Source organism: Actinoplanes siamensis (genome assembly GCF_016862395.1).
Classification (GTDB): Bacteria; Actinomycetota; Actinomycetes; order Mycobacteriales; family Micromonosporaceae; genus Actinoplanes; species Actinoplanes siamensis.
This window is the reverse complement of the sequence record NZ_BOMW01000071.1, coordinates 21,928-47,857: the sequence shown is the minus strand read 5'-3', so window position 1 is coordinate 47,857 and position 25,930 is coordinate 21,928. Positions and strand designations below refer to the sequence as shown.

Annotated in this window: 25 protein-coding genes and 1 pseudogene; 15 read left to right on the top strand and 11 right to left on the bottom strand. The window is 68.4% G+C overall.

Annotated elements, in window-relative coordinates:
- From Asi03nite_RS32450 to Asi03nite_RS32435, 4 genes are all read right to left on the bottom strand, one after another.
- On the bottom strand, nt 1-248 hold a 248-nt coding region (locus tag Asi03nite_RS32450; protein ID WP_203684326.1), incomplete at its 3' end, for a hypothetical protein.
- 616 nt (nt 249-864) lie between these two features.
- Nucleotides 865-1,524, bottom strand: coding sequence for a phosphatase PAP2 family protein (locus Asi03nite_RS32445; RefSeq protein ID WP_203684325.1), 660 nt, complete (start codon nt 1,522-1,524; stop codon nt 865-867).
- 47 nt (nt 1,525-1,571) lie between these two features.
- Complete coding sequence (locus Asi03nite_RS32440; protein WP_203684324.1) at nt 1,572-2,162, bottom strand: recombinase family protein; 591 nt, start codon at nt 2,160-2,162, stop codon at nt 1,572-1,574.
- Nucleotides 2,163-2,894: 732 nt separating this feature from the next.
- Entirely contained in the window at nt 2,895-4,712 is a 1,818-nt protein-coding gene (locus Asi03nite_RS32435) for a hypothetical protein (RefSeq protein ID WP_203684323.1), read from the bottom strand.
- Nucleotides 4,713-4,959: 247 nt separating this feature from the next.
- On the opposite strand from Asi03nite_RS32435, the gene Asi03nite_RS32430 reads away from it, so the two are divergent.
- Complete coding sequence (locus Asi03nite_RS32430; protein ID WP_203684322.1) at nt 4,960-5,241, top strand: hypothetical protein; 282 nt, start codon at nt 4,960-4,962, stop codon at nt 5,239-5,241.
- A gap of 165 nt (nt 5,242-5,406) precedes the next feature.
- On the top strand, nt 5,407-5,679 hold the full coding sequence (locus Asi03nite_RS38225; RefSeq protein ID WP_373872195.1) for a transposase: 273 nt from the start codon (nt 5,407-5,409) through the stop codon (nt 5,677-5,679).
- A 152-nt stretch (nt 5,680-5,831) separates the two neighbouring features.
- Here the strand turns inward: Asi03nite_RS38225 and Asi03nite_RS32420 are convergent, their stop codons facing one another.
- Nucleotides 5,832-7,292, bottom strand: a complete 1,461-nt coding sequence (locus Asi03nite_RS32420) for a hypothetical protein (RefSeq protein WP_203684321.1) — start codon at nt 7,290-7,292, stop codon at nt 5,832-5,834.
- A gap of 514 nt (nt 7,293-7,806) precedes the next feature.
- On the opposite strand from Asi03nite_RS32420, the pseudogene Asi03nite_RS38220 reads away from it, so the two are divergent.
- Together Asi03nite_RS38220 and Asi03nite_RS38660 are read left to right on the top strand one after the other, a co-directional pair.
- Nucleotides 7,807-7,935 (top strand): annotated as a pseudogene (locus Asi03nite_RS38220) (DUF6086 family protein); the annotation flags it as partial.
- Nucleotides 7,932-8,060: a hypothetical protein gene (locus tag Asi03nite_RS38660; RefSeq protein WP_275409512.1), complete on the top strand. Its 129-nt coding sequence runs from the start codon at nt 7,932-7,934 to the stop codon at nt 8,058-8,060. The pseudogene Asi03nite_RS38220 and the gene Asi03nite_RS38660, both read left to right, overlap by 4 nt.
- Before the next feature lie 72 nt (nt 8,061-8,132).
- Here Asi03nite_RS38660 and Asi03nite_RS32415 read toward each other — a convergent pair whose 3' ends face one another.
- A complete protein-coding gene (locus Asi03nite_RS32415; RefSeq protein WP_203684320.1) occupies nt 8,133-8,762 on the bottom strand; it encodes a hypothetical protein in 630 nt (209 codons plus the stop codon).
- A gap of 272 nt (nt 8,763-9,034) precedes the next feature.
- Here Asi03nite_RS32415 and Asi03nite_RS32410 point away from each other — a divergent pair, with 272 nt between their 5' ends.
- Complete coding sequence (locus Asi03nite_RS32410) at nt 9,035-9,328, top strand: hypothetical protein (RefSeq protein ID WP_203684319.1); 294 nt, start codon at nt 9,035-9,037, stop codon at nt 9,326-9,328.
- Between the two features lie 223 nt (nt 9,329-9,551).
- Here Asi03nite_RS32410 and Asi03nite_RS32405 read toward each other — a convergent pair whose 3' ends face one another.
- The gene (locus Asi03nite_RS32405) at nt 9,552-10,550 is read right to left on the bottom strand and encodes an NADP-dependent oxidoreductase (protein ID WP_203684331.1); all 999 of its coding nucleotides are present in this window, start codon (nt 10,548-10,550) and stop codon (nt 9,552-9,554) included.
- A 121-nt stretch (nt 10,551-10,671) separates the two neighbouring features.
- Here Asi03nite_RS32405 and Asi03nite_RS32400 point away from each other — a divergent pair, with 121 nt between their 5' ends.
- Nucleotides 10,672-11,547 carry a LysR family transcriptional regulator gene (locus tag Asi03nite_RS32400; RefSeq protein ID WP_203684318.1) on the top strand — a complete coding sequence of 292 codons (876 nt, stop codon included), beginning with the start codon at nt 10,672-10,674 and terminating at the stop codon, nt 11,545-11,547.
- A 280-nt stretch (nt 11,548-11,827) separates the two neighbouring features.
- Here Asi03nite_RS32400 and Asi03nite_RS32395 read toward each other — a convergent pair whose 3' ends face one another.
- Nucleotides 11,828-12,829 carry an NAD-dependent epimerase/dehydratase family protein gene (locus tag Asi03nite_RS32395; RefSeq protein WP_203684317.1) on the bottom strand — a complete coding sequence of 334 codons (1,002 nt, stop codon included), beginning with the start codon at nt 12,827-12,829 and terminating at the stop codon, nt 11,828-11,830.
- Between the two features lie 86 nt (nt 12,830-12,915).
- Here Asi03nite_RS32395 and Asi03nite_RS32390 point away from each other — a divergent pair, with 86 nt between their 5' ends.
- The gene (locus tag Asi03nite_RS32390; RefSeq protein ID WP_203684316.1) at nt 12,916-13,770 is read left to right on the top strand and encodes a helix-turn-helix transcriptional regulator; all 855 of its coding nucleotides are present in this window, start codon (nt 12,916-12,918) and stop codon (nt 13,768-13,770) included.
- A 183-nt stretch (nt 13,771-13,953) separates the two neighbouring features.
- Here Asi03nite_RS32390 and Asi03nite_RS32385 read toward each other — a convergent pair whose 3' ends face one another.
- On the bottom strand, nt 13,954-14,610 hold the full coding sequence (locus Asi03nite_RS32385; protein WP_203684315.1) for a hypothetical protein: 657 nt from the start codon (nt 14,608-14,610) through the stop codon (nt 13,954-13,956).
- A gap of 122 nt (nt 14,611-14,732) precedes the next feature.
- The gene (locus Asi03nite_RS32380; RefSeq protein ID WP_203684314.1) at nt 14,733-16,040 is read right to left on the bottom strand and encodes a chymotrypsin family serine protease; all 1,308 of its coding nucleotides are present in this window, start codon (nt 16,038-16,040) and stop codon (nt 14,733-14,735) included.
- A 602-nt stretch (nt 16,041-16,642) separates the two neighbouring features.
- Here Asi03nite_RS32380 and Asi03nite_RS32375 point away from each other — a divergent pair.
- Both Asi03nite_RS32375 and Asi03nite_RS32370 read left to right on the top strand, forming a co-directional pair.
- Entirely contained in the window at nt 16,643-17,173 is a 531-nt protein-coding gene (locus tag Asi03nite_RS32375) for a hypothetical protein (protein WP_203684313.1), read from the top strand.
- A gap of 562 nt (nt 17,174-17,735) precedes the next feature.
- A complete protein-coding gene (locus Asi03nite_RS32370; protein WP_239103083.1) occupies nt 17,736-18,311 on the top strand; it encodes an HNH endonuclease family protein in 576 nt (191 codons plus the stop codon).
- Between the two features lie 208 nt (nt 18,312-18,519).
- Here Asi03nite_RS32370 and Asi03nite_RS32365 read toward each other — a convergent pair whose 3' ends face one another.
- A complete protein-coding gene (locus Asi03nite_RS32365; RefSeq protein WP_203684311.1) occupies nt 18,520-19,152 on the bottom strand; it encodes a TetR/AcrR family transcriptional regulator in 633 nt (210 codons plus the stop codon).
- A 75-nt stretch (nt 19,153-19,227) separates the two neighbouring features.
- On the opposite strand from Asi03nite_RS32365, the gene Asi03nite_RS32360 reads away from it, so the two are divergent.
- From Asi03nite_RS32360 to Asi03nite_RS32335, 6 genes are all read left to right on the top strand, one after another.
- Nucleotides 19,228-20,169, top strand: coding sequence for a zinc-binding dehydrogenase (locus tag Asi03nite_RS32360; protein ID WP_203684310.1), 942 nt, complete (start codon nt 19,228-19,230; stop codon nt 20,167-20,169).
- Between the two features lie 531 nt (nt 20,170-20,700).
- Nucleotides 20,701-21,426, top strand: a complete 726-nt coding sequence (locus Asi03nite_RS32355; RefSeq protein WP_203684309.1) for a LysE family translocator — start codon at nt 20,701-20,703, stop codon at nt 21,424-21,426.
- Between the two features lie 319 nt (nt 21,427-21,745).
- Nucleotides 21,746-22,417, top strand: coding sequence for an aldo/keto reductase (locus tag Asi03nite_RS32350; RefSeq protein ID WP_239103081.1), 672 nt, complete (start codon nt 21,746-21,748; stop codon nt 22,415-22,417).
- 131 nt (nt 22,418-22,548) lie between these two features.
- Nucleotides 22,549-23,112, top strand: coding sequence for an EF-hand domain-containing protein (locus Asi03nite_RS32345; RefSeq protein WP_203684308.1), 564 nt, complete (start codon nt 22,549-22,551; stop codon nt 23,110-23,112).
- A gap of 306 nt (nt 23,113-23,418) precedes the next feature.
- A complete protein-coding gene (locus Asi03nite_RS32340; RefSeq protein ID WP_203684307.1) occupies nt 23,419-24,768 on the top strand; it encodes a hypothetical protein in 1,350 nt (449 codons plus the stop codon).
- Nucleotides 24,765-25,928 (top strand): AAA family ATPase, encoded by a 1,164-nt coding sequence (locus Asi03nite_RS32335; protein WP_203684306.1) that lies wholly within the window; start codon nt 24,765-24,767, stop codon nt 25,926-25,928. Before Asi03nite_RS32340 ends, Asi03nite_RS32335 begins: the two co-directional genes overlap by 4 nt.
- Nucleotides 25,929-25,930: the final 2 nt, after the last annotated feature.

Genomic DNA, 25,930 nt, shown 5'->3' with positions numbered 1-25,930 from the left:
CCCCCCTGCTCGCAGACCCATTCGTCGGAATACCACTGGTGGCTTCTCACGCCATCTTTACCCGCCGTGTTGCACGCTTTTTTGGTGTCGTACCATTTGAGAAGGATCTTCTCGCTGGTGGGCATAACGTGGCCTGCCGTGTCAGACCCGCTAAGCGGAGCGGCTGATGCAGCACCAACACCTAGACCCATGCTGGTGGCAACCGCCATGCCAGCGCCGATCGCCATACGGGTTATCGAAATCGTCATTACTCAGCCCTTTCGGATCGTAATTGCAGCGAACGGGTCAACATTGGAATCCGCGCGGTAAACCGTGTGTGAGTTCCCTCAAATTTATTCTTGGAGCCTATTGGGGGGGGTACTGTAGTATTAGAAAAAGACGGACAGTCCGACGAAGGGCTGGACAGTGTCAACAAAAGACTGACCGTGCCAGGAGTGGCAGCCACGCGCGTGCGCAAGAAAAGACATAACTTTGACGTGTTACGACTTGCTCGTGTCGCGTTGATATGGGTGTCGCAGCCTTGGCTCCGATCTCGAAAACAGTCCGAGTGGTCGAAGGCCGCACTGTGGGGGGCACCGGGGGCACCACACGCCGGTATACCTGGAGCCATCCGCGCGTACCGCAGCCGCCGACGCCGGTGACGGGTAACTCCGCAGCAGGGGCGTTCGGCTCAACGGCCAGGGCCTCGGCGGCCGGCTGCCTCTCGATCGGCGGGGGCACGCTCACCTCGGCTGCACCCCGCCGACCTGGTCGGCACTAGCGCGCAGAACGCCGGCGTTGCCCTCGAATTCCGTGTGCCCCAGCGGTAGCCCTGTTGAGCGACAGGATCGTGTCCTCAGCGACGACAAGATCGTGTCCGGGCTGTCAGTGGGATTCGCCGCAGCTGACAGCCGGGGCCTTGCCGAGCGCGGGAGCGGAATCATCGGGGCCGCGAAGCGAGGCGAGCGCCGTGGTGAGCCCGAGCGCGACGCCGATGCGGGTGAGGCATCCGAGGGCGAATCCGGCTATCGCATCGGTGGTCCAGTGGTAGCCGAGGTAGATCATGGAGGCGGCGCAGATGGTGCTGCTGGCGATTCCTACGGTCAGGAGCCGGGTGTGCCAGTGCGGCTGACCGGTCAGGGCGGTCAGCAGGGCACCGATGACGGCGGTGAAGACCATGATGTTCGCGATGTGGCCCGAGGGGTAGCTCATCGCGTCGCCCCATGCGGCGGTGCGGAGGTCCGGTTGGCCACTCCCCGGGGCTTGCCGGGCAGCCCAGACCTTCATGACCCCGGTGACGGCGGAATGGGCCAGCCACACCGCTGCCACGGCCAGCAATGGACGCCAGCTGCGTCGGCGGCGGGCAAGGATGACCGTCAGCACGGCGGAGACGGCTGGGAAGACCCACGTCTGGCCCAGGGAGAAACCGGCGTGTGCGGGCCAGGGGAACGCCGGGTCACGGTGGCGCGGGAAGACGTCGGTGACGGCAGTGTCCAGCCTGGTCAGGACATGCAGTTTGAGGCCGACGGTGATGGCGACCAGCATGATTGCCGCACTGGCTGCTCGCGCAGTCCTGCTGGTGAGCACAGCCGTCATGCCGTCGTGGCGTTCTGGGAACGTTCGAGGACCCGGTAGACGGTGGGCCGGGAGACCTCGAACAGCTCGGCCAGTTCGGCGATGGTGTGCTCGCCGGCGGCGTGCAGCTTGCGCAGGTGCGCCTGCCGGGGCGCGGACAGTTTCGGGGCCCGGCCCTTGAGTTTGCCCTTGGCCTTGGCGATCGCCATGCCCTCGCGGGTGCGCATGCGCAGCAGGTCGACCTCGAACTCGGCGAAGGTGGCGAGGATGTTGAAGAACATCTTGCCCATCGGGTCGGCCGGGTCGTAGACCATCGTGCTGAGCTGCAGCCGGATGTTGCGGGTGGCGAGGGAGTCGCCGATCTGCCGGGCGTCGGGTACGGACCGGGCGAGCCGGTCGAGTTTCGGTACGACGAGGGTGTCGCCGGGGCGGACGGCGGCGAGGGCCTGGTCGAGGCCGGGCCGGGCGCGGGTGGTGCCGGAGTATGCCCGGTCGAGGTAGATCCGGTCTTCGGGTACGCCGAGGTCGAGCAGGATCTGCCGGTTGGCTTCGAGGTCCTGTTTGTCGGTGGAACAGCGGGCGTAGCCGATCGAGATGCCGGGGGTCATGGCGCGGAGTGTAACGAATAACCCCCGCTCACCGTACAGATCACCGGACACCCTATGTGAGACGAGGCGGGGTGGGTCGAAGTGCTGGTCGGTCGCCATCCGCGGTGTCGACTGTGTGAGAAGGGCGGTTGTCCGTTGAAGGTTCGGCTAACGGACACGATCCTGTCGTCATGTCGGATGCGATCTTGTCGTTGATCAGGACGCGAGCCTGTCGCTCAACAAGATCACCTCCTGCAGACCTATGCATCACGATCGAGCAGGCGAGCCCAGGCTGTCAGTGGTCGGCCCCGGACGGCGTCACTTATACGCTCTCGTGGCGTCCGCTCCCTGGGCACTCCTCGGGCGGGGTGTAGGCACGGATCGTGCCGTTGTGCCGCGGAACTCTCCCGTCGGCGGTGAGGGCCACGAGGCGTCTACAGACAGAGCATCGGCCCCGCTGAGCAAGCGATCTCTGAGACGGCTGACGGAACGACGCGGCCCGCGCCGGCCTCGCCACGTACAGCAGGCCAGCCACGACCAACGCGATGATGACCAGGACGGCGACCCACCACCGATTCCCCATGCGGCCACGTTACGAGGCGCCCGCCGCAAACCCGTCGTCCGTTCGCCTGAACTCGGCCGCGCTGTCGAGCAGACCGCCCAGCGGATGGCCCGGCTCGGATGGCAGCAGCCCGGTGCCGGCGGCCGCACCGTGCATCCGGGCCGCGGCTACTCCTCACCCGACTACGACTACTACCGCGACCACCCCGAGCCCAACATCGACCACGGCCCGTCGCTTTGATCAGGCTCGGACCAGTAGGCCGGCGCTGGTGCGGTCACGGGTGCGCGAAAGGTCAACCGGTCGAAAGTTTCCCTCCGTGCCCTACGGCAGGCATCGTTCTCGATGCTGAAACCTGATGGGGCCAGGTCGGAGTAGGGGACAGCCATGGCGGCCCGATATGTGTCCAGGCCCGGTCGTTCCTGGTTGCCGCCGGGACGCACGTGCCGGCCGCGATAGAACCGCCGCCCGATCACCTTCATCAGCAACAGGAACGGTGCCAGCAGCGAGTTTCCCGGCACGCCCCAGGCCGGCCCCGTGCCGATCAGGGTCAACATGCCCGCGAGCACGAGCATCGATGACGGCGACATCGGCTCGATCGGGGCCGAGTAAAGGCCCCACAGAATGCCCGCCCAGATGGCGACGGCAATCATCGTGTTGCCCGCGACGTGCGACCAGCGAATTCGTGTCGGCTGGCCGTCGCCCGTATCCAGACGGTCGCGGTGACCGTCGCCGGCGACGGTCGCCTGCTCTGGCACGGCCACAGAGACCGGAGCGACGCGTCGCGTCAGCTTGGTTTCCGCCATGGTGAGGAGAGCCGGGGGAAAGCGACGGTCGCCGGTGTCGGCGACGGTCTCCTGCTCGGTCATGGACGCGACGATCTGATCGAACTCCGAGACCGGCGACGAGGCGACCGGTCGCTCGTTCCACGACTCGTCGTCGCGCATCGTCGCGTGTAGTCGCGCGACGGTCGGCGCGGGAGCGGTGACGGCCACAGCGATGGTCATCGCCGTGTCCAGTGAGGGCGCGGTCCTGGCGGCAAGGATGTCCTCGGCATGCTGCACGTCGAGGCCGCAGGCGCTGGCGATGGCCGGCAGCGAGAGCTCGACCAGTTCCCGGTAGGTGTTCAGGTAGATCGCCAGGGCCCGCCGTGGCGCCGGTGCGTCGGGGTCGACCGGCAGTGCCAGGTGCGGCGGATAGATCGCCAGGGCACCGGCCGCCAATACGGGGTGGCCCGGTCCTGTCTCGCGGGAGATGTTCAGCAGCGCATAGCGTTCCCAGAGGGCGCGATAGCGGCTCGTGAGTGCGTGGGCGCGGGCTGCTTGATCCTGGTAGCGCGCGGTGACCTCGGACAGCTCTACCCGCAGCCGTTCGATCTGGGCGGCGTACTGGCCGTTTCGGAGCTGGACGGCCACCAGCGATGAGGACGTCTTCCGGGTCTCCGCAGTGATGACCTCGATCTCGCTGTCGCGAAGGGAGAGTCTTTCCCGGTACGCGTGAAGCTGCTGGTCGCGGGTGTCGAGGTCTTTGCGGCACGCGGTCAGCTGCGCCTGGGTGTCCGCAAGCCTGCCCCGCAGATGTGGGACGACGCCGGGGTCTAGCTCAGCTGTCCTGGCCGAAGCCGGCGGCTCCGGCGTGATCCGCGGGCCGGCATAGCCCTTGGGCGCGGCACCGGTCGCCGCCTCATAGATGCCGGCCATCCGCGCCAATTCGCCCGCGGCCGCTGAATGATCATTATGCGTACAGCATTTGATGATCATGGTGGCCAGCGGCCAATCGGGGACGGTCTTCTTCAGGCGCTTCGACAGCTGCTGTTTCGTCAAACGAGGGTATCGCCCATGTTTTGCCGCCCCCGGGTCATCCCGTGATGCCTGGCCGAGGTGCTCGACGAAGGCGACTTGCGTCCGGTAGGACGACTTGATCATTTTCAGGAGCTCACCGGTGAACACCGAAGCCCACGCACCACGATCAATGTTTGTGCCGGTTGAGCGCACGCCGTTGTCGCCCTGCATCCCACGTTCTCCTGTCGAGGCTAACCAGGCGACCGAGGGGCTCCCGTCGCCGAATGCCACCGGCCGTATGGACACGAGGGGTGGCCATAGGGCTAGATCGGTGTGCTGTTCGCCAAGACATTAGAGCGGCAGCAAGAAGTGCTCCCGCCGCGTCTACAGGGACCGGTGAGGGCGCTTCTTTGGTGGCCGTACCCCTGCACGGGTGCGGCCACCTTCTGCCACGAACTTATGAGCTGCAGAAAGGGCGATGATCCCTTCCATGACCCCCAACCTATCCGACTCCTCCGCCCGCAGGGAACACCTTGCATCGCACGATGCGAATCTCACGCGGCCCGAGACGCCGCAAAGTGCCACCGGCCTCTGGCTGGCCGTCTACACCCTCGCCGCCGCGCTGTGCGCGGTCGTGGCCGTCCTGATCGCCAGAGCGGTAGATGCCACCGGGATGCAGACCGCTACCGCCGGCGGAACCACCTTCCTGGCCGGCCTAGGAATCGCGATCACCGCGCACCGATTCCTGAAAGACCACTGATCCGCGGAGACAGGACCTGATCAAGAGCAGCCCTGGCCTGATGCAAGCCAGGGCTGCTCTCGACGAGCAGGTCTCCGCTTTGAGCTGCAGGAATACCGCGCACTTGGACACTGAACACAGCGCGGCGCTCGCCGGCATCCTGGCCCGCTGCCCGAACTGCGGGCGGTGCGCCGGCACGTCGCCGCGTTCGCGGCCATGATGCGCGAGCTCGGCGGCGAGCGCCTGGAGGGGTGGATGCGTGCCGTGGAAACCGACGCCCTGCACGCCCTGGTGGCTGGCCAGCGCCGCCACCACGCCGCGGTCACCGCCGGACTCACCCTGCCCTACAGCTCCGGCGCCGTCGAAGGGCAGGTCAACCGCATCAAGGCTCTCAAACGCGCCATGTACGGCCGCGCCAACCTCGACCTACTCCGCCAACGCGTCCTCATCCCGCACTGAGTCTCACTTTCGACCAGCGGATCCATCCTGTCGCCGCCGGTAAGGCCGGGCGTCAAGTCACTCACCGTAGATCCTGACCGGCTGACAGACGATAACTCGGTGCGTGCTTCTGCCGATGAGCGTGTGCGTTCCGCGATCGTCGACGAGTCGCTTCAGATGTACAGGCCACCCGGTTCTGGCTTTGATTCGTTCTCCGGTGGCGTGGTCCCGCGCAGCAGAAGCGCCTTCCCCGCGTCGTCCGCGTCGAGGGTGAGCCAGAGCGCACCGGTGGTCGGGCAGCGACCGAGGCCGGCCGTTCCCGGCAACGCCACCGGCAGCGGCGGGCTTGCCTCTGGGTGGAGGTGCTGGCGCTCGTACTCGACCGCGAACTCCCCCGAAATGCTTCGGACCTGCCAGCAATGGCACCGCTTGGCCTGGCTCAAGCGGGCCCGTTGGGCGGCCTGGCGGTCGCGCCGGTGCTGACGTGCGCGCATCTGCCGGTGTGCCTGCCGGGCAATCAAGAAAACCAGGCCCGGGATGCCGATGCAGAGCAACAACCACGTCCCGACCACGATCGGTCGGCCCGCGTCGGTGGCGTCACCGCCTCCGGTCAGCGCGTTGACGAGTGCCGTCGTCGGGGCTGCCAGCGGCAAGGCCACGAACAGCAGGGACAACAGGGCCGCGAGTCCGTAGTACCCGGCCTGGTCCTTCGGTGGCGGGTCGCGCGGATCTGAGTACGGGTCATAGCTCAAGCCGCGGAAGGCGCGCCACACCGAGCTGTCAGGCCGGCTCAGGCCGGGGATCGGCACCCAGCGCTGCCAGGCCCGGCTTACGGCCAGCACGATGAGGCCCCCGGCCACTCCCAGCGGCAACAGTGTCGGGGCCAGGCACCACAGGACGACGACCAGCAGCCGGTGCCGGCGCATCGCGGCCACCGGAGTCAGCTTGGCCTGCGCCCCGTCCAGCGCGGCGTTGTGCGGTATGCGGCGCCGCACGACGTGCAGGAGCAGGCGGGCGCCGGCAACGTCCCCACGCGCTTGCAACGCACGGGCCGCGCGCAACGTCGGCTCCGGGTTCTGCTCGATCGGAACGCCGATGTCGTGAAGACCAGTGACGGCCGTCGCCACCGCCACGGTAGCGGCACGGACGTCGCGCGGGTCGCGGCCTGCCACTACCACAGCACCGAACTCCGCTGCCGTGACTGGCGTGACGATTCCATACTGGGCCACCAGGGTGTGCCACGCCTGGTCCGCCGTGGGACGGTCGTGAACTCCCGTGGCCGCCGCGGCGACGAGGTAATTGAGCCGCCACGCGTCCGACGCATCCTGAAAACGCCGGACGCAGGCCATCAACCACCGATAGGCGGCCTGGTCTCCGACGGCGGCGCTGCCGGCCGCCAGGACCAAGTCGGGCCACGCGGCGCGGTTCACCTCAGGTAGTTTGGTGTATCCGTGCTCGGCCAGGACCGCGACCGCCTGTGCGGGCTGTCCCACCCGGAGCAGCAAGGCGGCCCGGGACACCGCGACGCTCTCGTCCGCGAGTTCCGCGGGCAGCCCACCGAACAAGGCGAGAGCCAACTCCGACTCATCGCGATCTTCGGCGGCGAGCGCCCAGGACGGCCAGGAGTTGGTCACCTCGCCAGCAACGCTGCCGCCGGGCTGACTGACGCGGGTCACCTTCGCTAATCGGCCGGCCGGGGCGGTCGCTGAGCGGCAAGCAGATAACATCTCACATCAAACTGATCACGGTTCGCCGGCGGCTCGGTCCGACGCCGCGATGCTCGGCGAGGGAATCCGCGTGTGACGACGCCGACTCGACGCGGGGCGGCTGGCATGCCACGCCCGACGTGGGAGTCAATTCCGTTCGGGCCGTGCCGTCCTCATCTGCCGCAGATAACGCGCGATCTGCCCCGGCCGACCGTCACCACGCGTGATGAGTCCACCAAGAGTGAGCCCGAGCCCATCAACCTGTCGCTCAACACGGTGAGTCAGTACTTCGATGATGCGACGACCGGAGGGACGCTGTGGAACCCGGCTACGAGGGTGGCTCAGCTATTCTTTCGGAGGACCGAGGCGTTGGTGCCGGTTGCTAACCCGCCCGTGCGGAGTCGTGGATCTGCACAACGACGAGTAAGCGGTCGACCCTCAGGCGTTCGCCGCGTTCGTCGACGCTCTGGTGGAGCAGCATCTCGCGTCGAATCACACGATCTTCAAGGCGATGCTCGCAGGTTACCTGCCGCAGGCGGTGGTGATGGTCGAACGCAGCTGGCGGCGTTGACCGCTCCGATCGAACGTTCTGCCGAGACGATCTCGCTCAACGTCGACGCCTTCGATCCGGCGGCTGATCAGCGCAACCTGATCCGGCTGGCAGCCGCGGCCGAGCGCTCGATGCCGACGCTCTAAGGCCGCCGGCGCGCTCTATCGGCGGCAAATCCGGAAACTCAAGCGACCTTGTATGTATCGATTGGATGCGATCTACGCAGCTCCGGGCGGCCAGGTTCGCACGGTGCCGTCCTTCGCGGGCGGTTGCATCTTCCACACCATCGTGAGGCTGGTGAAGAAGAGGGCAGGCACCAGTATCCAGAGCAGGATGGAGTCTTCTCGTCCGTCGTTCTCCAGTACCGCGGCCAGAGCGATCGATGCTGTCAGAAGGCCCGTGGCCCAGCTGGCGTAAAACCGCCGGGAATGCGGGCGTGGGGCGGGTTCGTCGGTGGCGATCACACCCGGGTTCTGGACAACCCATTGGTCGGCCACCTCCACCGGGACCTGCGGGATGCGCAGTTCACCGGACCGGGTGCGCGACGGCATGTGCTCAGGGAGCCCCCGTCGCTCCGCCAGGGGCCACAGACTGCCGGCGCACGCCACCGCAACCGCCGCCGCCCTGCTGACAGACGACAGGTTCGCGAATGCCAAGCCCGACCAAGCCGCCAGTGAGACCAGGCCCACCAGCAGCGACCACGGTGCCAGCCGCAGGTGCCGGCGAACGCTCTTGGCCGTATGCGGATCCAGGGGAAGCCGCTGCGACGGTCTGCGCTTGAACCGCCACCGGCTCAGTGGCACCTCGACCCATTCCGGGGCGGCTGTGCCGTCGGTGATCGCCAGCACCGGGATCTGCAATTCGGCCGCCAGGTGCGCGGGGATGATGAGATTGATTCGTTTGATGATGACTGGGACCTGTTCCGTCGCCGTGTGGTGATCGTGAAGCTAGCCCAGCGGTGTCGTGAGTGCATCAGGCCAGCAGAGGGCTGACAGGTGGCCGATCGGTTGAGATCCGTCGGTGACGGTGAGTTCGCTGGTGGGTATCGGAATCAGGCATCATGCGTCCGTGGTGACCTGGGGTCGGGTGTGGCGGGGGTTGCCCCGACGCGCTTGCCCGGTTGGATCAGCCGCTCGATGCTCCAGAGACGTTGGCGCTGGCCGTCGCGCAGTGGGAGCGGCGTGCCGCCGTGCCGGAGGAGCATGAGCAGGCGGCCGGTGCTCTGGCCGAGTTGCTGTACCGGCGTGGCATTCTGGACCAGTTACTGGCCAGGGCGGTTCCCGGTGATGCTGGCGCCGGGGATCACTTCGCCGCCATGCGAGCAGCCGATGCGCTGATCGAGCAGCGGTACGCCGCTATCGGGACATCAACAGATAGGCCCGCACCTCAGCGCTGCTGGCGTCCGCCGTCCTGACCACGACATTGCTCAGGTGGTGCCGCACCCTTCCGTCTGGGCCGCGTGCCCGTCACGGACGAAGTCGAGCACCGCCGTGCGTCCGGCGACAGGCCGAGAACTCCCTGTCCTGGCACCGTGAAGGTCCAGGTGGTGTCCTAGGTCAGAATCGCTTCCAGCGCGGGCACGTTCAGCTCGTCCAGGGCGTGAGCGTAGTTCGCCACCGCGTGCCGCGGTTCGGTGATCACGAGACCACCGTCAGCACGATCTTGCCCTGGATGTGGCCCCGCGCGGCTCGCGTGTGTGCGGTGCCGGCCTCGGACAGCGGATACGTGCTGTCCACCCCGACTTGAAGTTTGCCCTCGTCGAACAGGCGTCCGATCTCGGCGAGCTGGGGGCCGTTGGAACGTACCTGGATGTTGGAGACTGAGATGCCCAGACGCGTTGTCTCTTCCGGGTCGTACTGGGCGAAGAACACCGGAAGCATGGTGCCGCCACGCTTGAGCACGGTCAGGAAGCGTGAGCTGTCCGGGCCGCCGACCGTGTCGATCACGAGGTCGACATCGCTGACCACGTCCGCGGCCCGCGTCGTGGTGTAGTCGATGAACTCGTCGGCGCCGAGCTTGCGCAGGAACTGTTCGTGGCGGCCCGAGGCCACCGCGACCACGCGTGCTCCTTTCCACTTCGCCAGCTGCACCGCGAAGTGGCCCACCCCGCCGGCGGCCCCGTTGACCAGCACGGTCATCCCCGGTGTGATCGGCACCGGCTGATGCACCTGACCGGTGAACGGAGACGGCACGTCGTGGCCGAGATCAACCAGGTACTGCCAGGCCGTGAGTACGGCCATCGGGGCCCCGGCCGCCTGTACGTGGTCGATACCGGCGGACTTGCGGGCCAGGTGCGACGCAGGCGCGGCCACATACTCGGCGTACGTTCGGCCGTCGAACCCGGGGAACCGCAGCATGCCGAAGACCTCGTCACCGACGGCGAACTCCGTCACGTCCGCAGCGACCGCCTGGACCACGCCGGACATGTCCGTTCCGGGAGTCAGCGGGAACTCCAGCGCCGGCCGCATCTCGGCCGGCATGACCTTCAGCCCCTCCCGCAGGTACCAGTCCGGCGGGTTGATGCCCGCCGCGTACACCCGGACGAGGACCTCGCCCGGTCCGATCTCGGGCACCGGCACCTCGTCGTACTGCAAAACTTCCGGGCCGCCGGCCTCGTGGAACTGGATCGCCTTCATCACGCCTGTGCTTTCTCCGGGGAACGTTGCTCCCTCAGTCAAGGCCGGAACGGGCGGGCTGTCCAAGACCGGTTCGGCAACCCGGTCATTCCGAAAAGACATGACGCGTACGCTTCGCCGGGTGAACGATCTCGGGCAGGACCTGGAACTGCGGCTGGTGCGCTACTTCACGGTGGTCGCGGCGCACCAGAACTTCGGGCGGGCCGCCGCCGACCTGCACGTCGCCCAGCCGGCGCTGAGCCGACAGATCCAACGGCTGGAGAAACGACTCGGCGCACGACTGCTGGACCGGGTACCCCAGGGCGCCCGGCTCACTGCGGCCGGCGAGGCGTTCCTGCCCCGGGCACAAGCCCTGCTGCAAGCCGCCAGGCAGGCCGAACTGGCCGTACGCGACCAGGCTGAGATCGAACGAATCACCCTCGGCTATGTCGAAGACCTGGTGATCACTGCCGCGGTCCGGGAACTGCGCCGCCGCCACCCGCACGCCGAGATCACCACCCGGCACCTGAGCTGCCGCGACGTGGGGGCGCTGTCCGACAAGCGCGTCGATGCCCTGATCGGGCGAGCCCCGCTGCCGCTGGCCGCCGACGAGGTGCTCGCCACCCCGCTGTACGAGGAACCCCGGATGTTGGTGGTCCCGCGCGGTCATCCGTGGGCTGGCCGCGCGTCGGTGACCTCGCAGGAACTGGCCGGCGAAAAGGCGGCACCCTGCGCTTTCGGGACCGGGGACTGGTCCTCGTACCAGCTCCTCGGCCCCGGTGTGCCACCGATGGAGAGCTACGAGGACAAGCTCGAACTGGTCGCAAGCGGCCGGGCGATCGCCGTGCTACCAGTCGGCGATCTGCGCAGCTCACTGCGTCCCGACCTGGTCACCGTCCCGATCACCGGTGCTCCCCCCAGCCGTGTCGTCGTGGTCAGCCGCAAGGGCGACCCGAATCCGATGATCAGAGGTTTTCGGCTGGCGGCCAAGGCCGTCCTGACCGCCCCGGCAGCCTGAGCAGCTTGGCTCTGAACTGCATCCAGGGCTCCGCACCGTCGGGAAGGTGATGAAGTGCCAGCGCCGCCTGCCAGGGGGCGATGGTGAGGAACTGGGTTCCGTCCGGGCTGACGTCCATGAGGAAGCGGTCGTCATCGCCGATGCGGGTGACCGTCAGGCGGCTGCCGTCCCACCGGCCCCACCGCAGCGGCACACCGTCCTGGCCCTGAGGAGCCGCAGGTGGTGGACGACTGCGGTCCTGAACGGTCCGGGCAACCAGATACACCTGGGCCTACGGCCGTCAGCCGGCGAGGCCGAGCTTGATCAAGCTGTTAGCTGTGTCGATTACCGAATCCGCGGCCGGACGGGGGTGCCAGCCGAATTGCTTCTCGGCGCGAGCCGACGACAGACGGCTCCGGACGCCGAGGCTGGGGACCATCTGGTTCATCTCGGCGTTGAAGGGTGCGGCTGCTCGCACCACCCAATTGGGCAACCGGCGCGGCGATACCTTGGCCGCCTGGGCGCCGAGCCGGTCGCGCAACAGTTCCGCCATTTCGCGGAACCAGAGGAACTGTCCCGCTGCGATGAATCGTCGTCCGGCCGCTGACGGTTCGGTCATCGCGTCGGCGTGTAGGACGGCGAGGTCCCGCACGTCGACGATGGCGTAGCCCATCTGCGGCAGCACGGGCATCTTTCCGGTCAGCATCATCCGGATCAGCCACACCGACGGTGAAAGGTCGGCGTCCAGTGCCGGGCCTTGGATATTGGACGGAAGCACGGTGACCAGTTCGGGGCCAGCCGGCCACCCAGCAACCATCCGCCAGGCGTCCTGCTCGGCGAGAGTTTTCGCGCGCGGGTAGGCGTAGCGGGGCTTGTCGGGCAAGTCGGTCCAGACGTTCTCGTCGGCCGGGCCGCCCGGCTCGGTGGGAATGGCGGCGGCTGTCGAGGAGGTGACCACCACCCGGCGTACGCCCGCGCGCCGCGCGGACTCCAGCACCCGCCGCGTGCCTGCTCGGGCCGGGGTGATGATGTCCTGCCCGCGGTGTTCGCCGACCGGCATCGGCGACGCGGTGTGCACGACGTAGTCCATCCCCGCCGCCGCAGCATCCCAACCATCGTCGCTGAGCAGGTCGGCAACGGTGAACGACAGATCACCATCAAGGACCAGCTTCCTGCGTACGGCATCGGCCCGGGCCGGGTTCCGCAGCGTGGTCCGCACCCGGAAACCGCGCTCGAGTAATTCGCGAATCACGTAGCCCGCCACGAACCCGGACCCGCCTGTCACCAGCACCGACTCTGTCATGCCAAGAACTGTCACGATTCGGCCGAAGGGTAGCCAGGGACCGGCGGTACGCGGCTGAGCCACGCCCTGACCCGTAGTCTCGGCTCATGGACAGGCAAGCGCTGGCGGAGTTCCTGCGCAGCCGTCGCGAGCGGGTGAAGCCGCAGGACGCGGGGCTCCCGACGGGCACGCGGCGACGCACGCCCGGGCTGCGACGCGAGGAGGTCGCACAGCTCGCGGCGATCTCGGTCGACCACTACAGCCGACTCGAGCAGGGTCGTGGGCGGCATCCGTCACGACCAGTGCTCAACGGAATCGCTCGCGCCTTACGGCTCTCCGACCAGGAACGGGCGCACCTGTTCCGGCTGGCCGGCCAGGCTGCGGCGGAAAGCAACGACGGGTCGGCGCGGGACGTGCCAGCCGGCACGCTGCAACTGCTCGAACGCATGACCGATGCCGGCGTCGTGGTGATCAACGGAGCGTGTCGGGTTCTCGCCTGGAACCCGCTGGCGGCCGCGCTGTTCGAGGACTTCTCGGCGCTTGGAGCCGACGACCGCAATTTCGTACGCCGCTTCTTTCTGCACCCCGATCCCGCCCGGCGTGGTTATGGGATGGGAGACTCGCCGCAGTTCGCGCGCACCGCGGTGAGTTACCTCCGGGTCGCCGCCAGTCGCTACCCGCGCAGCACCGAGATCCGTGATCTGATCCGCGACCTGACGACCGGCAGTCCGGAGTTCGCTCGCCTCTGGCGGGATCAGGAGTTGCGCATCGAACACCACAGTCATCAGATACTCGATCATCCGGCGGTCGGGCGATTGGAGCTGGACTTCGAAATCCTGACGCTGCCCGATCGCGACCAGCAGATCGTGCTTTTCACCGCGGAGCCGGGCTCCCCGGTCCATCAGGCACTAGAACTACTGCGGGTTATCGGCACCCAGGACCTTTCGACCAACCGACCGTGACCGTACGTCGGTCATTCGGAGGCCCAGGGCAGAGTTCCAGACCGCCTGGCATCACCGCCGGGCAAGCCAGGCCGAGCCTGAACTCGTCGCCCCTGCCGCCGGCCGGTAGCAGGAAAAACTGCTCCATCGAACCGGGGGAGACTCAAGCGCTTTCTTGACCGTCCCGCTCGTCGCCGTGCATGGCTATGCCGGGGTGATCACCCCGCCGGGTTCGATGGATACCGTGACGCCGATTTCCTGGGATACGGCCTCGGCGAGCGCCGCATCTGCTTCGGCTCGGCCTTGAACAGGCGGGCTGATGTACTCGCCGTAGACGATGATGCCGTCGAAGTCGGCCGTGAGGCCCGCTGTCGAGTTGATCGTGAAGTTGGCGAACACCCCATGGCCGCTGTGGCCTTCGAGGGCCTTCTGCCCGCGGAGGATGTCGGCCATGCTGTGCTTGCGCTGCTGGACGGTCACGGTGATGCCGAGCTGGGTGGCCTTCTGGATGATGGCCTTCTGCGTCTGGTTCGCTTCGCCGTGCCACAGCAGGATGGTGGAACCTGCCTGCGCGTCGTTCACCGAGGCGACGTAGCCGTTCGCGTACACGTCGGGTTGGCTGATGATCCAGGTATTGAGCTCGGAGAGCCGGTTCTGCTGTTGCATGATGCTGTCGGGCAGCGTGGACGCTCCGGGGCCGGGCGTGGCGGGTACGGTGTCGGCGGCCGCGCTGTGTATCGCTCCCATACCTGCGAGCGTGGCGGTGATCACCGCGGCGGTCGCGGCGACGACCGTGCGGCGACTCGACCGCTTTTCTGCTGTGTGAACGGCCGGGTCGTCGGGTGTCTCGTTGGAGGACATGCTTTTCCCCTGTCCTGGTGCGCAGCGGGCGGCCGGCGAATGGTCGGCGCCATTCACCGGCCGCCCTGGTTAGCCGAGTATTGCGGGCAGACAGATGTCGGTGAACCGACGACCGTCTGGGATCAGCCGGTCACCAGGCTGGTGCCGGACACGCCGCGGACGATGGTGCGCATGCCGGTGAAGTAGACGGTCGCGCTGCAGACGTTGCCGCCGCCGTCGCGGACGTCGCCGCAGTTCGACAGGGCGGCGCCGGCGGCCTGGATCATGCCGACTGCCTTCACCGTGGTGCCGGTGATGTTCTGGTAGATGGGCCCGCCGCTGTCGCCCTGGATGACGGCGATGGCACCGTCGATCCGCTTGGCCTCGATCGTGGAGACGCTGCCGTAGCCGTCGTTCCACGTGTGGACCATGTCGGTGACCTTCTGGCTGGAGTTGCCGCCGCAGTGGGTGCCGGAGTTGCCGCCGTTGGTGCAGACAAGGTCACCGAGGCTGACGTCACCGAAGGACTTTACGGTGGCTCGCGAGGTGCTGTCCCACGGGCCGTAGAACATCAGAGCCGAGCCTTGGCTGGTCAGGACCCGAGCGGCACCGTCGGTGGAGTACTTGTACGTGGCACCGTAACGGGTACCGCCGAGTTCCCGGGGGCCGTAGGTTGACTGGCAGTGACGGGCGGTCGTCGAGTAGGTCTGGGCGCTACCCCGGATGCTGAAGCCCGTCGAACAAACGTGACCGCTGGAATCAGTCATGTAGCCGCCGGCGTTGTAGGCAGGAGTGTCGGTACCGCGCGCCGTTGCAGTAGGCGTGATCGGCGTTCCGGGATCGACCTCGACGGCGATGCCGAGCTCCGCGGCCGCGTTCTTGGCGATCTGATCGTTCGCGGCCTTGCCTGCCGTCGTGGACAGGGCCTTGCTCTGGACACGGATGCCGCTTGCGTTGGTGGCCTGCTGGACATTGACTTTGATGCCGTCGAAGTCGGCGGTGAGCCCGGAGACCGAGTAGATGGTGACGTCCTTGAACGCGCCCTTGCCGGAACTCTCGAGAGCGCGTTTCGATGCCGTCTTGATGTCCTTCATGCTGTACTTACGCTGCTCGACCTTGGCGGTGATCCCGCGCCGCTTGGCCTCGGCGAGAATGCTTGCCTGCAGCGCATCGGCAGGGCCGTGCCACAGCAGCGTCGTCGACAGGTTTGCCGGGTCGTTGATCGACTCGACGTAGCCGCTGCTCTCGATCCCGGGACGGGTGATGATCCAGGACTTCAGGTCGGTCATCGCGCTCTGCTTGAGGTCGAAGTCCGCCTGTGCGCCGCTGGTCAGCGAAGCAGGAGACGCACCGCCGTTGTCGGCGAGTGCCGGGGACATCGGGTAGAGCGTGCCCACGCTGAGCAGGGCAGCGCCCAGTGCCATCGACGTGCGCAGTACAGCCTTCGACATTCGTGTCCTCGCGTTGCTTCGATCGAGTGACCCGGCGCGTACTGCCCAGGCGTTTCTCGATCAGGGGGGTGGGGGAGCCATAAGACTCCCTGCTCACGGCGGGAATTGCGTCGGCCGAGAGGTGTCCGTCGTCCACTACACGACGAACTGCCGCCACCCGTCACGGTGACATTTCGGTCTAATCGGAAGCAGCCCCCGAAGGGCCTGGATCGGCAATAGCCACTCCCGTAACTCTGTTCACAACCAGCGTCGGCAAGGTAGCCGCAAGTGATGGACATGTAGCAGCACGTAACGGGGGAGAGTTGGTTGCTGAACCTCACCTCTTCGGGCCATTGCCGTTATGGGGCGTTCCTTCCCCCGCAGCGGGCCCGAGGCGGCGTGCTTGGCGCTGACCATCACGCCGGAATACCCGAACCCCCGACGCAGGTGATCGATCAGCTGATTGAGTAGGTAGGGGAACCGCTGCTGGTTGGCCGGCGTCACATCTCCGGCCCCTACGCGATGCCGGGGCCAGCACGCCCCGAACGCTCGGGGCATGCAGGCAGAGGAGTGCAACGAGGATGCCAAACACAGCTAGCTCGCTCCGACGAGCGGGGATTGCCTTGGCCAGCTCCACCGCAGCCCTACTAGCCGGCTGTACCAGCGGCACCGGCAACGGCGTCGACACCGCCGCGCCATCGCTCCGGCCCCAGCAGTCACGCGTCGCGTCCATACCTGCCGACGCGATACGGCCCGCCGGTACACCGCAGGTCAACGCCCAGTGGGCGTCGTGCGCGGCCGCATTCCCCGCAACAGCGACGCTGCCCTCGCCGTACCGGATTCCGCGATTCGACCCGTCCTTCAAGGCGGTCACCGTCATCGTGTGCACCGAATCGCGGGCGGGCGGCTCAGGCGCCGCCACCATGCGCGAACAACGCAGCGACAACGTGGCGCCGGTGCTAGACGCGTTACAACTACCCGACCTGCCACCACTGGATTCCACTGTCTGCTCAGGCGAAGGCGAGATCCCGCTCAACCTGGTCCTGCTCGACGCCCAAGGCCGTTGGATACGCCCCGGACTTCCTGGTGACGTAGCCTGCGGGAAAACGCGCCCGGAGATCCGGCAAGCCCTGCAACACAGCGGCCTCGCCTAGAAGCCCCCTGCCGGACGTAAGCTTCAGATACCTGTCTTCCCGGCGCCGGCGACAGCACGACGCTGCTGCTCAACCACCGCGGCGCGGACGCTACGACCGGCCGCCGCGGAAGGAGCCGGCCGGCGCCCACCGCGGCGTCCACGGCTGTTGAGCGACAGGTTCGCGTCCCCGGCAGCGACAAGATCGTGTCCGAGTCGAGTGTCAGCGGGCGCGACCATGAGGTCGGTGTGACGCTCCCGGCATTGCGCAGCGATCTCCGCGTCGGTCGCCGGCCGGGACGCGACAGCGGTGGCATAGCCCTCGCGCCAGCCGTGCACGTAGGCGCCCGTCAGCACAGCGGCTCCGATGCTTGAGGAGAGACGACGCGGTAGCGCACTCGCCGCCATCCTGACGGTCGTACGATCCGTTCGGGATGTGTGCCCGTAACCACCAAGATCCAGAATGATGCCCATCGATCCGGTGCTGCCTGTGGGCGTACCGAAACGCCGATGGGAGCCGATCCATGCACCGAATCCGCCGCCTGCTTGCCGTTATCGCCGCGGGGTTCGTCACCGCTGGCGTGATGGCCAGCCCCGCTGCCGCCGCCCCGCCCGGGATTCCGAGCACGGCGAGCGCGCAGACCCAGCTGTCCGCGCTGACCATCGCCGCCGAGGCCAACGCCGGCACCTACGACCGGGACCTGTTCCCGCACTGGATCACCATCAGCGGCACCTGCGACACCCGTGAGACCGTACTCAAACGCGACGGCAGCAACGTGGTGACCAGTTCCGCCTGCGCCGCCACCTCGGGCAGCTGGTACTCGCCCTACGACGGCGCCACCTGGACAGCGGCCAGCGACGTCGACATCGACCACGTCGTCCCCCTGGCCGAGGCATGGCGCTCCGGCGCCAGCGCCTGGACCACCAGCCGCCGGCAATCCTTCGCCAACGACCTCACCCGCCCTCAGCTGATCGCGGTCACCGACAACGTCAACCAGGCCAAAGGCGACCAGGACCCCTCCACCTGGCAGCCCTCCCGCACCGCCTACCGGTGCACCTACGCGAAGATGTGGATCGCAGTGAAGTCATACTGGCAGCTGACGGCACAAGCGAGTGAGAAAACCGCGCTGCAGACGATGCTCAACACCTGCACCGCCTGAACTCCATCAGCACTACGGCGCGCGACATCGCAATGATCAGCAACCGTACCGTCCTGGCCGAGCACATTCTCAGCCGTGGGCCGGGGACTACGCGCAGTCACGCCTGTGTCATGGACCGACTTGCGCTCGTGCCGATGTGCGGATCCGGGCGCGATTGCGCGTGGATCAGGACCGGCCGGGGCGGCGTGAGGCTGGTCTGAACGGGCCGTCAGGGCTGCCGCGAGCCGGTCGCGAGCAGAGCGGTGGTCAGCGCGTCGACGAGCCACGCCTCCGACTCGTCGAGTGACCAGCCCAGATCGTCGGTGCGGATGAAGTAGGCGGCGTTGCACAGGTGCAGCCAGAGCAGATCAGTGGCCCGGCTCTCGTCCACGCCGGGGCGCAGCGCACCCATCGTGGCCAGCCGCCGGGCCACGAGCTGGAAGCCGCCGCGCATGCTGTCGTGGGCGATGGCCAGGCTCTCGCGCACGCTCGGCTCCCGGGCGGCGGCCGCGACGACCTGCCGCATCAGCCCGGACCACTGATCGAAAGTGGTCCGGGTCGCGTGCACGATGAAGCAGATCAGCTGGCGCGGCTCGTCGATGGCTTCGATCCGGGCCACGATCCGCGTGACGTCCTCGGCCGTGGTGCCGGCTTCGATGAGGGTGCGCAACAACCCGTGCTTGCCGCCGCCGACGGCGTAGACGGTCGCGGGCGCCACCCGGGCCGTGGCGGCGATCTCCTCGACGCGTGTCTCGAAGTATCCGTTGCGCACGAACAGATCGCGGGCCGCGTCCAGGATCGCCCGCCGGGTCAGCTGTGCGTACTCCGCTCGTCGTCCTCGGGGGGCAGGCTCGGCTGTCATCGGATGATCATAGCTGCTACGTTTATCAGAGTACGCTCTGGTGAAACTGTTGAACTCTATTCAGGGGAGTGATCTGTGCGCGCGGTGTGGTTGAGAGGGTTCGGTCCGCCGGAGACGTTGCACGTCGAAGAGACGGCCGATCCGGTGGCGGAGCCGGGACAAGTGCTGGTCGCCGTGACGTTCGCCGGCATCACCTGGATCGAGACGTCGTTCCGGGCGACCGGATCCGGCCCGTTCCCGCCTCCGCCGATGATCCCCGGCAATGGCGTGGCCGGCACGGTGGTGGCGGCCGGCTCGGCCGACGCCCGGCATCTCATCGGCAAACGGGTGGTCACCACCACCGGCGGGTCAGGCGGCTATGCGGAGACGGTCGCCGTGGACGCTGCCCAGGTGATCGAGGTCCCGGACGGGGTGGCGACCGACGACGCCGCGGCTCTGCTGGCCGACGGCCGAACCGCCCTCATGATCATGCGAGCCGCGGAGATCCAGGCCGGTGACCGGGTCCTGGTCGAGGCGGCCGCCGGTGGGGTCGGCTCGCTGCTGGTGCAGCTGGCACATGCGGCCGGAGCCCACGTGACGGCCCTTGCCGGGTCGGCACGCAAACTGGGGATCGTCCGCGACCTGGGCGCCGACGCCGCGATCGACTACCGGCAGGCGGACTGGGCGCGGGGTATCCGTGCCGACGTGGTCCTCGACGGCGTCGGCGGGACTGTCGCGGAGACGGCGTTCGGGCTGCTCGGCGACGGTGGCCGGATGATCAGCTTCGGGTTCAGCTCAGCCTCCGGCTGGCCCGCCATCTCCGACGAGAGCGCCGCGCGGCGCGGCATCCGGATACAGCGCGGTGTCTTCGGCCCACCTGAGGAGCAGACTCGCCACACGGTCGAAGCGCTCGCGTTGGCATCCGCCGGCCGGCTCCGGCCGGTCATCGGCCAGCGATACCCCCTCGACCAGGCCGCCGCCGCGCACACCGCGATGGAAACCCGCGCGGCCATCGGCAAGACCCTTCTGAGCATCTGAAAGAGACCATGCGCATCCCGTCCTGCAGCGCCCGTCCCCGCCTACGGGCCACCCGCTGCCGCTGCTGCCGCTCGCCGCGGCCGGGCACGAGGTTGCCCTGCTCACCCACCCCGGCATGCACAGCGCCGCCCGAACCTCAGCTGCAGACCGCGGGCTTCGCGCCGATCAAGGATCTTCTCGCGGTGAGCGACGTCGTGGTCTCCGCCGGCGGTGCCGGCACCGTCCTGTCCGGCCTGAACGCCGGGCTGCCATGGGTCTGAACAAGCGGGTCAATCAGCGACCAGGGCGGTCAGTTGCCGCGTGCGCCGCGCCCACTGCTGGGCGAGATCGTCGGTGAACACGCCGGCTCGCGGTTGCCGGAATGCCCAAGTCCGGGTACTTGCGCAAGCGCTGGTGGGCTGGACCTCGGCGAGGTCAGCCTGTACTCAACCGGCAGGACAAGCAATCTGCCGGCGGACGCGGCGGACGCGGTGGTGACCTTTCGAAAGTTGAACCCAGCCGCGGCGTTGAGAGCGGTATCAGCATGAGAATGTGCCGCTGGAGCTAAGTCAAAAAATCGATCCGCTGCTCTATCACATCGGGTTGCTCCGCTTGCCCCGCCATGCCACGGGCAGGAGTATCGCTTGTATGCCCGTTGACCAGCACCTTTTTCTCCTCTTCCTTGTCACCTCTACTGCGGCGATGATGAGCCCGGGACCCGACATGCTGTTCATCCTGGGGTGCGGAATGCGCGGCGGCCCGCGCGCCGGACTGCTCGCCACCGCAGGAGTCGCGACCAGTGAGGTCGTACACATCGCCCTTGCGGCCGCAGGACTGTCTGCATTCTTCGCTGCAGCGCCGGCCGCGTTCACTGCGCTACGTCTGGCGGGCGCCAGTTACCTTGTGTATCTCGGCGTGCAGGCCATCCGTCACCGCGGTACTCAGCAGCTTGAGCAAGTGGCAGCGGCTCGGATGTCGGATGGGAGCGCGTTCTTCCGCGGTCTGGCGACGAACCTGGTGAATCCGAAGATGGTCACCTTTACGATCGCGTTCTTGCCACAGTTTGTCGATCCCCACCTCGGCAAGGTGTGGCTGCAATTCCTTGTTCTCGGCGTGGTGTTCGTCGCGCTTGAGTTCCTGATCGATGGCACGGTGGGTTTGCTGGCTGGACGGATTGGTGGGTGGCTCAGCCGGCGCCGGGCCGCGCGCCGGCGGCTCGATGTCGCGACCGGCGGTGTGTTCATCGGCTTGGGCGTGCGCCTCGCGGTCGAGCGCTGAAGGTCAAACGGTCTCGCACTGTTAGGCACTCACTGGTCACGTTTTTGAGCGGTCGCGGATTGCCCCCACGGACGCCCGCTTGCGCGCAGTTGAGTGCCGGACGTACGTCACACCGCGTAACGGCCTCTTCGTCTGCCGCCGCGCACGGTCGACGGCAAATCCGGACGGGTCGTGTCGTCAGCGGGAACCGCTGACGGGCGTGTAGACGCCGGCGCGGGCGGCTGCAGCCGCCGCTTCGGCCGCCCGGTCTGCCGTTGCTTCGTCGAGGGGGTCTCCGCTGACCAGCAGGCGGTAGTAGAGCGGTGCCGAGACGGCGCGGATGACCTCGGCCTTCGACGCTGCCACGCCCGTCGAGGAGGTCGTCGCGACGCTGGACGGCCTGGTACGGGACGGGAAGATCCGCTACCTCGGCGTCTCCAACTTCGCCGGCTGGCAGCTGATGAAGTCCCTCGCCGCCGCCGACCGGGACCACCGCTCCCGGTACGTGGCACACCAGGTCTACTACTCCCTGATCGGCCGGGACTACGAGTGGGAACTGCTGCCTCTGGGCCTCGACCAGGGCGTCGGAGCCATGGTGTGGAGCCCGCTCGGCTGGGGACGACTCACCGGCAAGATCCGCCGCGATACACCGCCACCGCCCACGAGCCGACTGCACGCGACCGCCTCGTTCGGCCCGCCGGTCGACGACGAGCACCTGTTCGGCGTCGTGGACGTCCTCGAAGAACTGTCTCGTGAGACCGGCCGGGCAGTGCCGCAGATCGCGATCAACTGGCTGCTCCGACGACCCACGGTAGCCACCGTCATCATCGGCGCCCGCAACGAGGCGCAACTGCGGCAGAACATCGACGCCGTCGGCTGGTCACTCACACCCGAACAGACGGCCCGGCTCGACGCTGCCAGCACGCGCACCGCCCCCTACCCGTACTTTCCCTACCAACGACAGGAAGGCTTCGCCAGGCTCAACCCTTCGCCGGTCACGAACACCGCCTGAGCGACGACCCCAAACGTCCTCGGCGGATTACGGCGTTTTGGGCTTACTCTCCTGTTATTGTGCGTTTATCAATGCTTTGCGCTGGCTGAGAAGAGTGTTGGGGTTGATCGGCGAAGGAAGGGACGGTCCGCATGGTGCAGATCTCGGAGTTCCTGGACCGTAAGCTGGCTCGGCGTTTCCGTACCTACGACCATGACGGCGACGGCTTCATCGAGCGCGACGACTTCACCACCGCGGCGGCCCGCCTCGGCGCGGAGTTCGGCCATGCTGCGGACTCGGCGGTGCAGCAGCGGATGACCGCGTTGTGCCTGGAGGTGTGGGACCACCTGGTGAAGGCCGCGGATGTAGACAGCGACGGGCGGATCAGTGAGGGCGAGTACAAGGCGGCGTTCGCGGCCGGGATGTTGGAGACGCCGGCGGCGTTCAACGCCACTTACCGGCCGTTCCTCGACGCGATCATGCAGATCGCGGACGCCGACCATGATGGCCGGTTGACCGAGCAGGACGAGGTCCGCTGGAGCGGTGCACTGATGGGTCTGTCCGAGGCGGATGCCCGGGCGGCGTTTGGCCGGTTGGACGGTGACGGCGACGGATACATCACCACCGGGGACCTGGTGACGGCGATCCGGGCTTACTACTTCGACGAGGCACCGGACTCCGCGGGTGCCTGGTTGCTCGGCCCGCTGGACCAGTGAGGCTGTCCGCGACCGAGCTGGGATCCGTTCACCAGCGGATCATGGCGCACGTGGGCCGACACCGGGGCCTCGCCGACCTGAATCTTCCCGGCCGGTGGGCGATGGGCCGGCGGGGGCCGGTCGGTGCCGGCTGGGCCGGTGGCTCGGCGGAGCCGGGGATGACGTGGGCGGGACGGTGACGCCGGCCGGCGCCGCCGGGATGTCGGGGAAAATGGGAGTGCCGGAATCGCCGGGAGGCGCTACGCTGCCCGCGATGCTTACCTCGGAAACCGGAGAGGGGGCCATGTCCACAAGAAGTGAGTGCTGATGCGCTCCTCGGTGGACGGTGACCCCCGTCTTCTCGCCTGGCGGCGCGTGCGCGAGTTCGCGGTGCCGCCTTCGATGATCGACACTGCTACCGCCCGGCGGCTTGCCGGGGACTGGGCCGGCGCCTGTGCGGCGGCCCGGGTGGATCCGGATCTGGACCCGTTCGCCGTGGTCCGGGTGCACGGGCGCGAGCTGGCCGGCACTCTTCGTGACGATCTGCGGCATCTCGCACCCGATCTGCTGCGCTGGCACCTGCCGCGGGTGGAGGACGGCCGGCTGCGGCCGGGGCTGACCGTGTCGCTGGTCCGATACGCGCCGCGGCTGCACCTGGTGGCCCGGACCGCTCCCGCGTGGGCGGACGCGGATCAGCGGATCAGCCTGGCGCTATGGGCCGGCGGCGGGGACGGGCTGCACCCGCATCCTCGTCCGCACCGGCGGTTCCGGTTCGACCTCCATCATCACCTCTGGGACGTAAGGCACGCCACTGAGCTGCGAGAACGTGCGGGTGTGGAGAGCTGGCCGGGGGACACCGCCGAGGCCGCGCACCGCTGGGCGGCCGAGGCGGACATCCTGCGCCGGGCGCAGGGCCGGGCGGGTGAGCCGGTTCTGGTGCGGATCAATGCCCGCGACCACCGGGAACTGCCGGGCGACGGTGGCCCGGCCCGGGACCGCCGCGCGGGAAGCGCCGGCGAACGGGGGAACAACCGCGGGCTGCCGCGGGGTTCGCTGGTGCTTCCCGACGCGGCCACCTGGGTGCCGCCCGACCTGGAGCTGCTGCGGGCCGGCCTGATCGAGCCCGGCCGGCTGCACCCGCTGGTGGCCGCCGCGCTGGCGCCCGGGCCCGCACGCGCCATGGAGAAGGGCGTCCTGAACAAGGGCGTCGTGGACAAAGGCGCCATCACGAAGGGCGCTGCGGAACGAGGCGACGGCGCCGGGAACGGGCTGCGGCTGGTCGAGTGCCGCGGCCGGCAGCACCGGATCGGGCTCGTCGACGGGGTGCTCGCGGCGCTGGATCACAACGCCGGGGAGCTGCGCCGGGAGGAAATCCTGACGGGTTTCGGCGGTACGCCGCTGCCCTGCCTGCGGGTGATCGGCGAGGCGACGCGCGCACCCGAGACCCTCACCGACATCCGCGCCCGGCTCGACCACGGTGACCTGCCCGGCGCCCTGCGCGCCGTGGAGGCGCTGTTGGGGCCGTACGCCTCGCTGCGCGACGGGCCGCTGCGTGACGAACTGGCCCGGGCCGAGCAGCGGCACCGGATCTACGAGCTGTACCGCTCCGGGCGGGCCGGCCACGGCCCGACCAAGGACGTCCCCCTGCCCCGACGCCGCACCAAGGTGACCCGATGACTCTGGACATTGCCGCCGACCTGATCGGCCTGCTCGCCGACACGACCACCGAACCGCGCCCGGACATCCAGCTGGAGGCTCTCACCCTGGCCGTCGCCGCCGATCTGCCGGTGCTGCTCTGGGGTGAGCCGGGCATCGGCAAGACCGCCGCGCTCACCCAGCTCGCCGCCACCCTGGACCTGCCGCTGACCACCGTGATCGCCAGTGTGCACGAGCCGACCGACTTCTCCGGGCTGCCGGTGATCGGGGCCGACCCGGCCGTGCACGGCGTGCCGATGGCCCCGCCGGACTGGGCCGTGCGGCTCGCGAACAGCGGCCGTGGGCTGCTCTTCCTCGACGAGCTGTCGACCGCGCCGCCCGCGGTGCAGGCCGCGCTGCTGCGGCTGGTGCTGGAGCGCCGGGTGGGCGCGCTGACCCTGCCGCCCGGCGTGCGGATCGTGGCGGCCGCGAACCCGCGCGGGTCGGCCGCGGACGGCTGGGAGCTGAGCGCGCCGCTGGCCAACCGGTTCGTGCACCTGCAGTGGACCTACGACCACGAGGTGGTGGTGCGGGGGCTCGGTGGGACGTGGCCGCGGGCAGCGCTGCCGACCCTGGACCGCGCCCGGCTGGGCGAGGCGGTGGCGTACGCCCGGCGCGGCGTGACCGGGATGCTCACCGTACGCCCGAAGCTGGTGCATCAGCTGCCGCAGTCGGAGACCAAGCGCGGCGGGCCCTGGCCGTCGCCGCGCACCTGGGAGATGGCGGTCCGGCTGATCGCGTTCGCGACCGCGGCCGGCACCTCCCGCGAGGTGCTGTCGATGCTGGTGCGCGGCGTGGTCGGGGACGGTCCCGGGCTGGAGTTGCTGGCCACGCTCGACCGGATGGACCTGCCGGACCCGGAGGAACTGCTCGCCGACCCGGCCGGCGCGGTGCTTCCCGGGCGCGGGGACCTTCGTCAGGCCGTACTGCAAGGAATTGTCGAAGCGGTCCGGAGCCGAGCGGACCGCAAGCGATGGGAGGCGGCCTGGATCCTGCTGGTGAAGGCGCTCGACGGGGGTACGCCGGACCTGGTGGTGGTGCCCGCCGGTCAGCTCGCCGAGCTGCGGCGCGACGACTGGCCGATGCCCGTCGGGGTGGAGCGGCTGGCCGGCGCCATGACCGTGGCGCGGATGGCCGCGTGAGC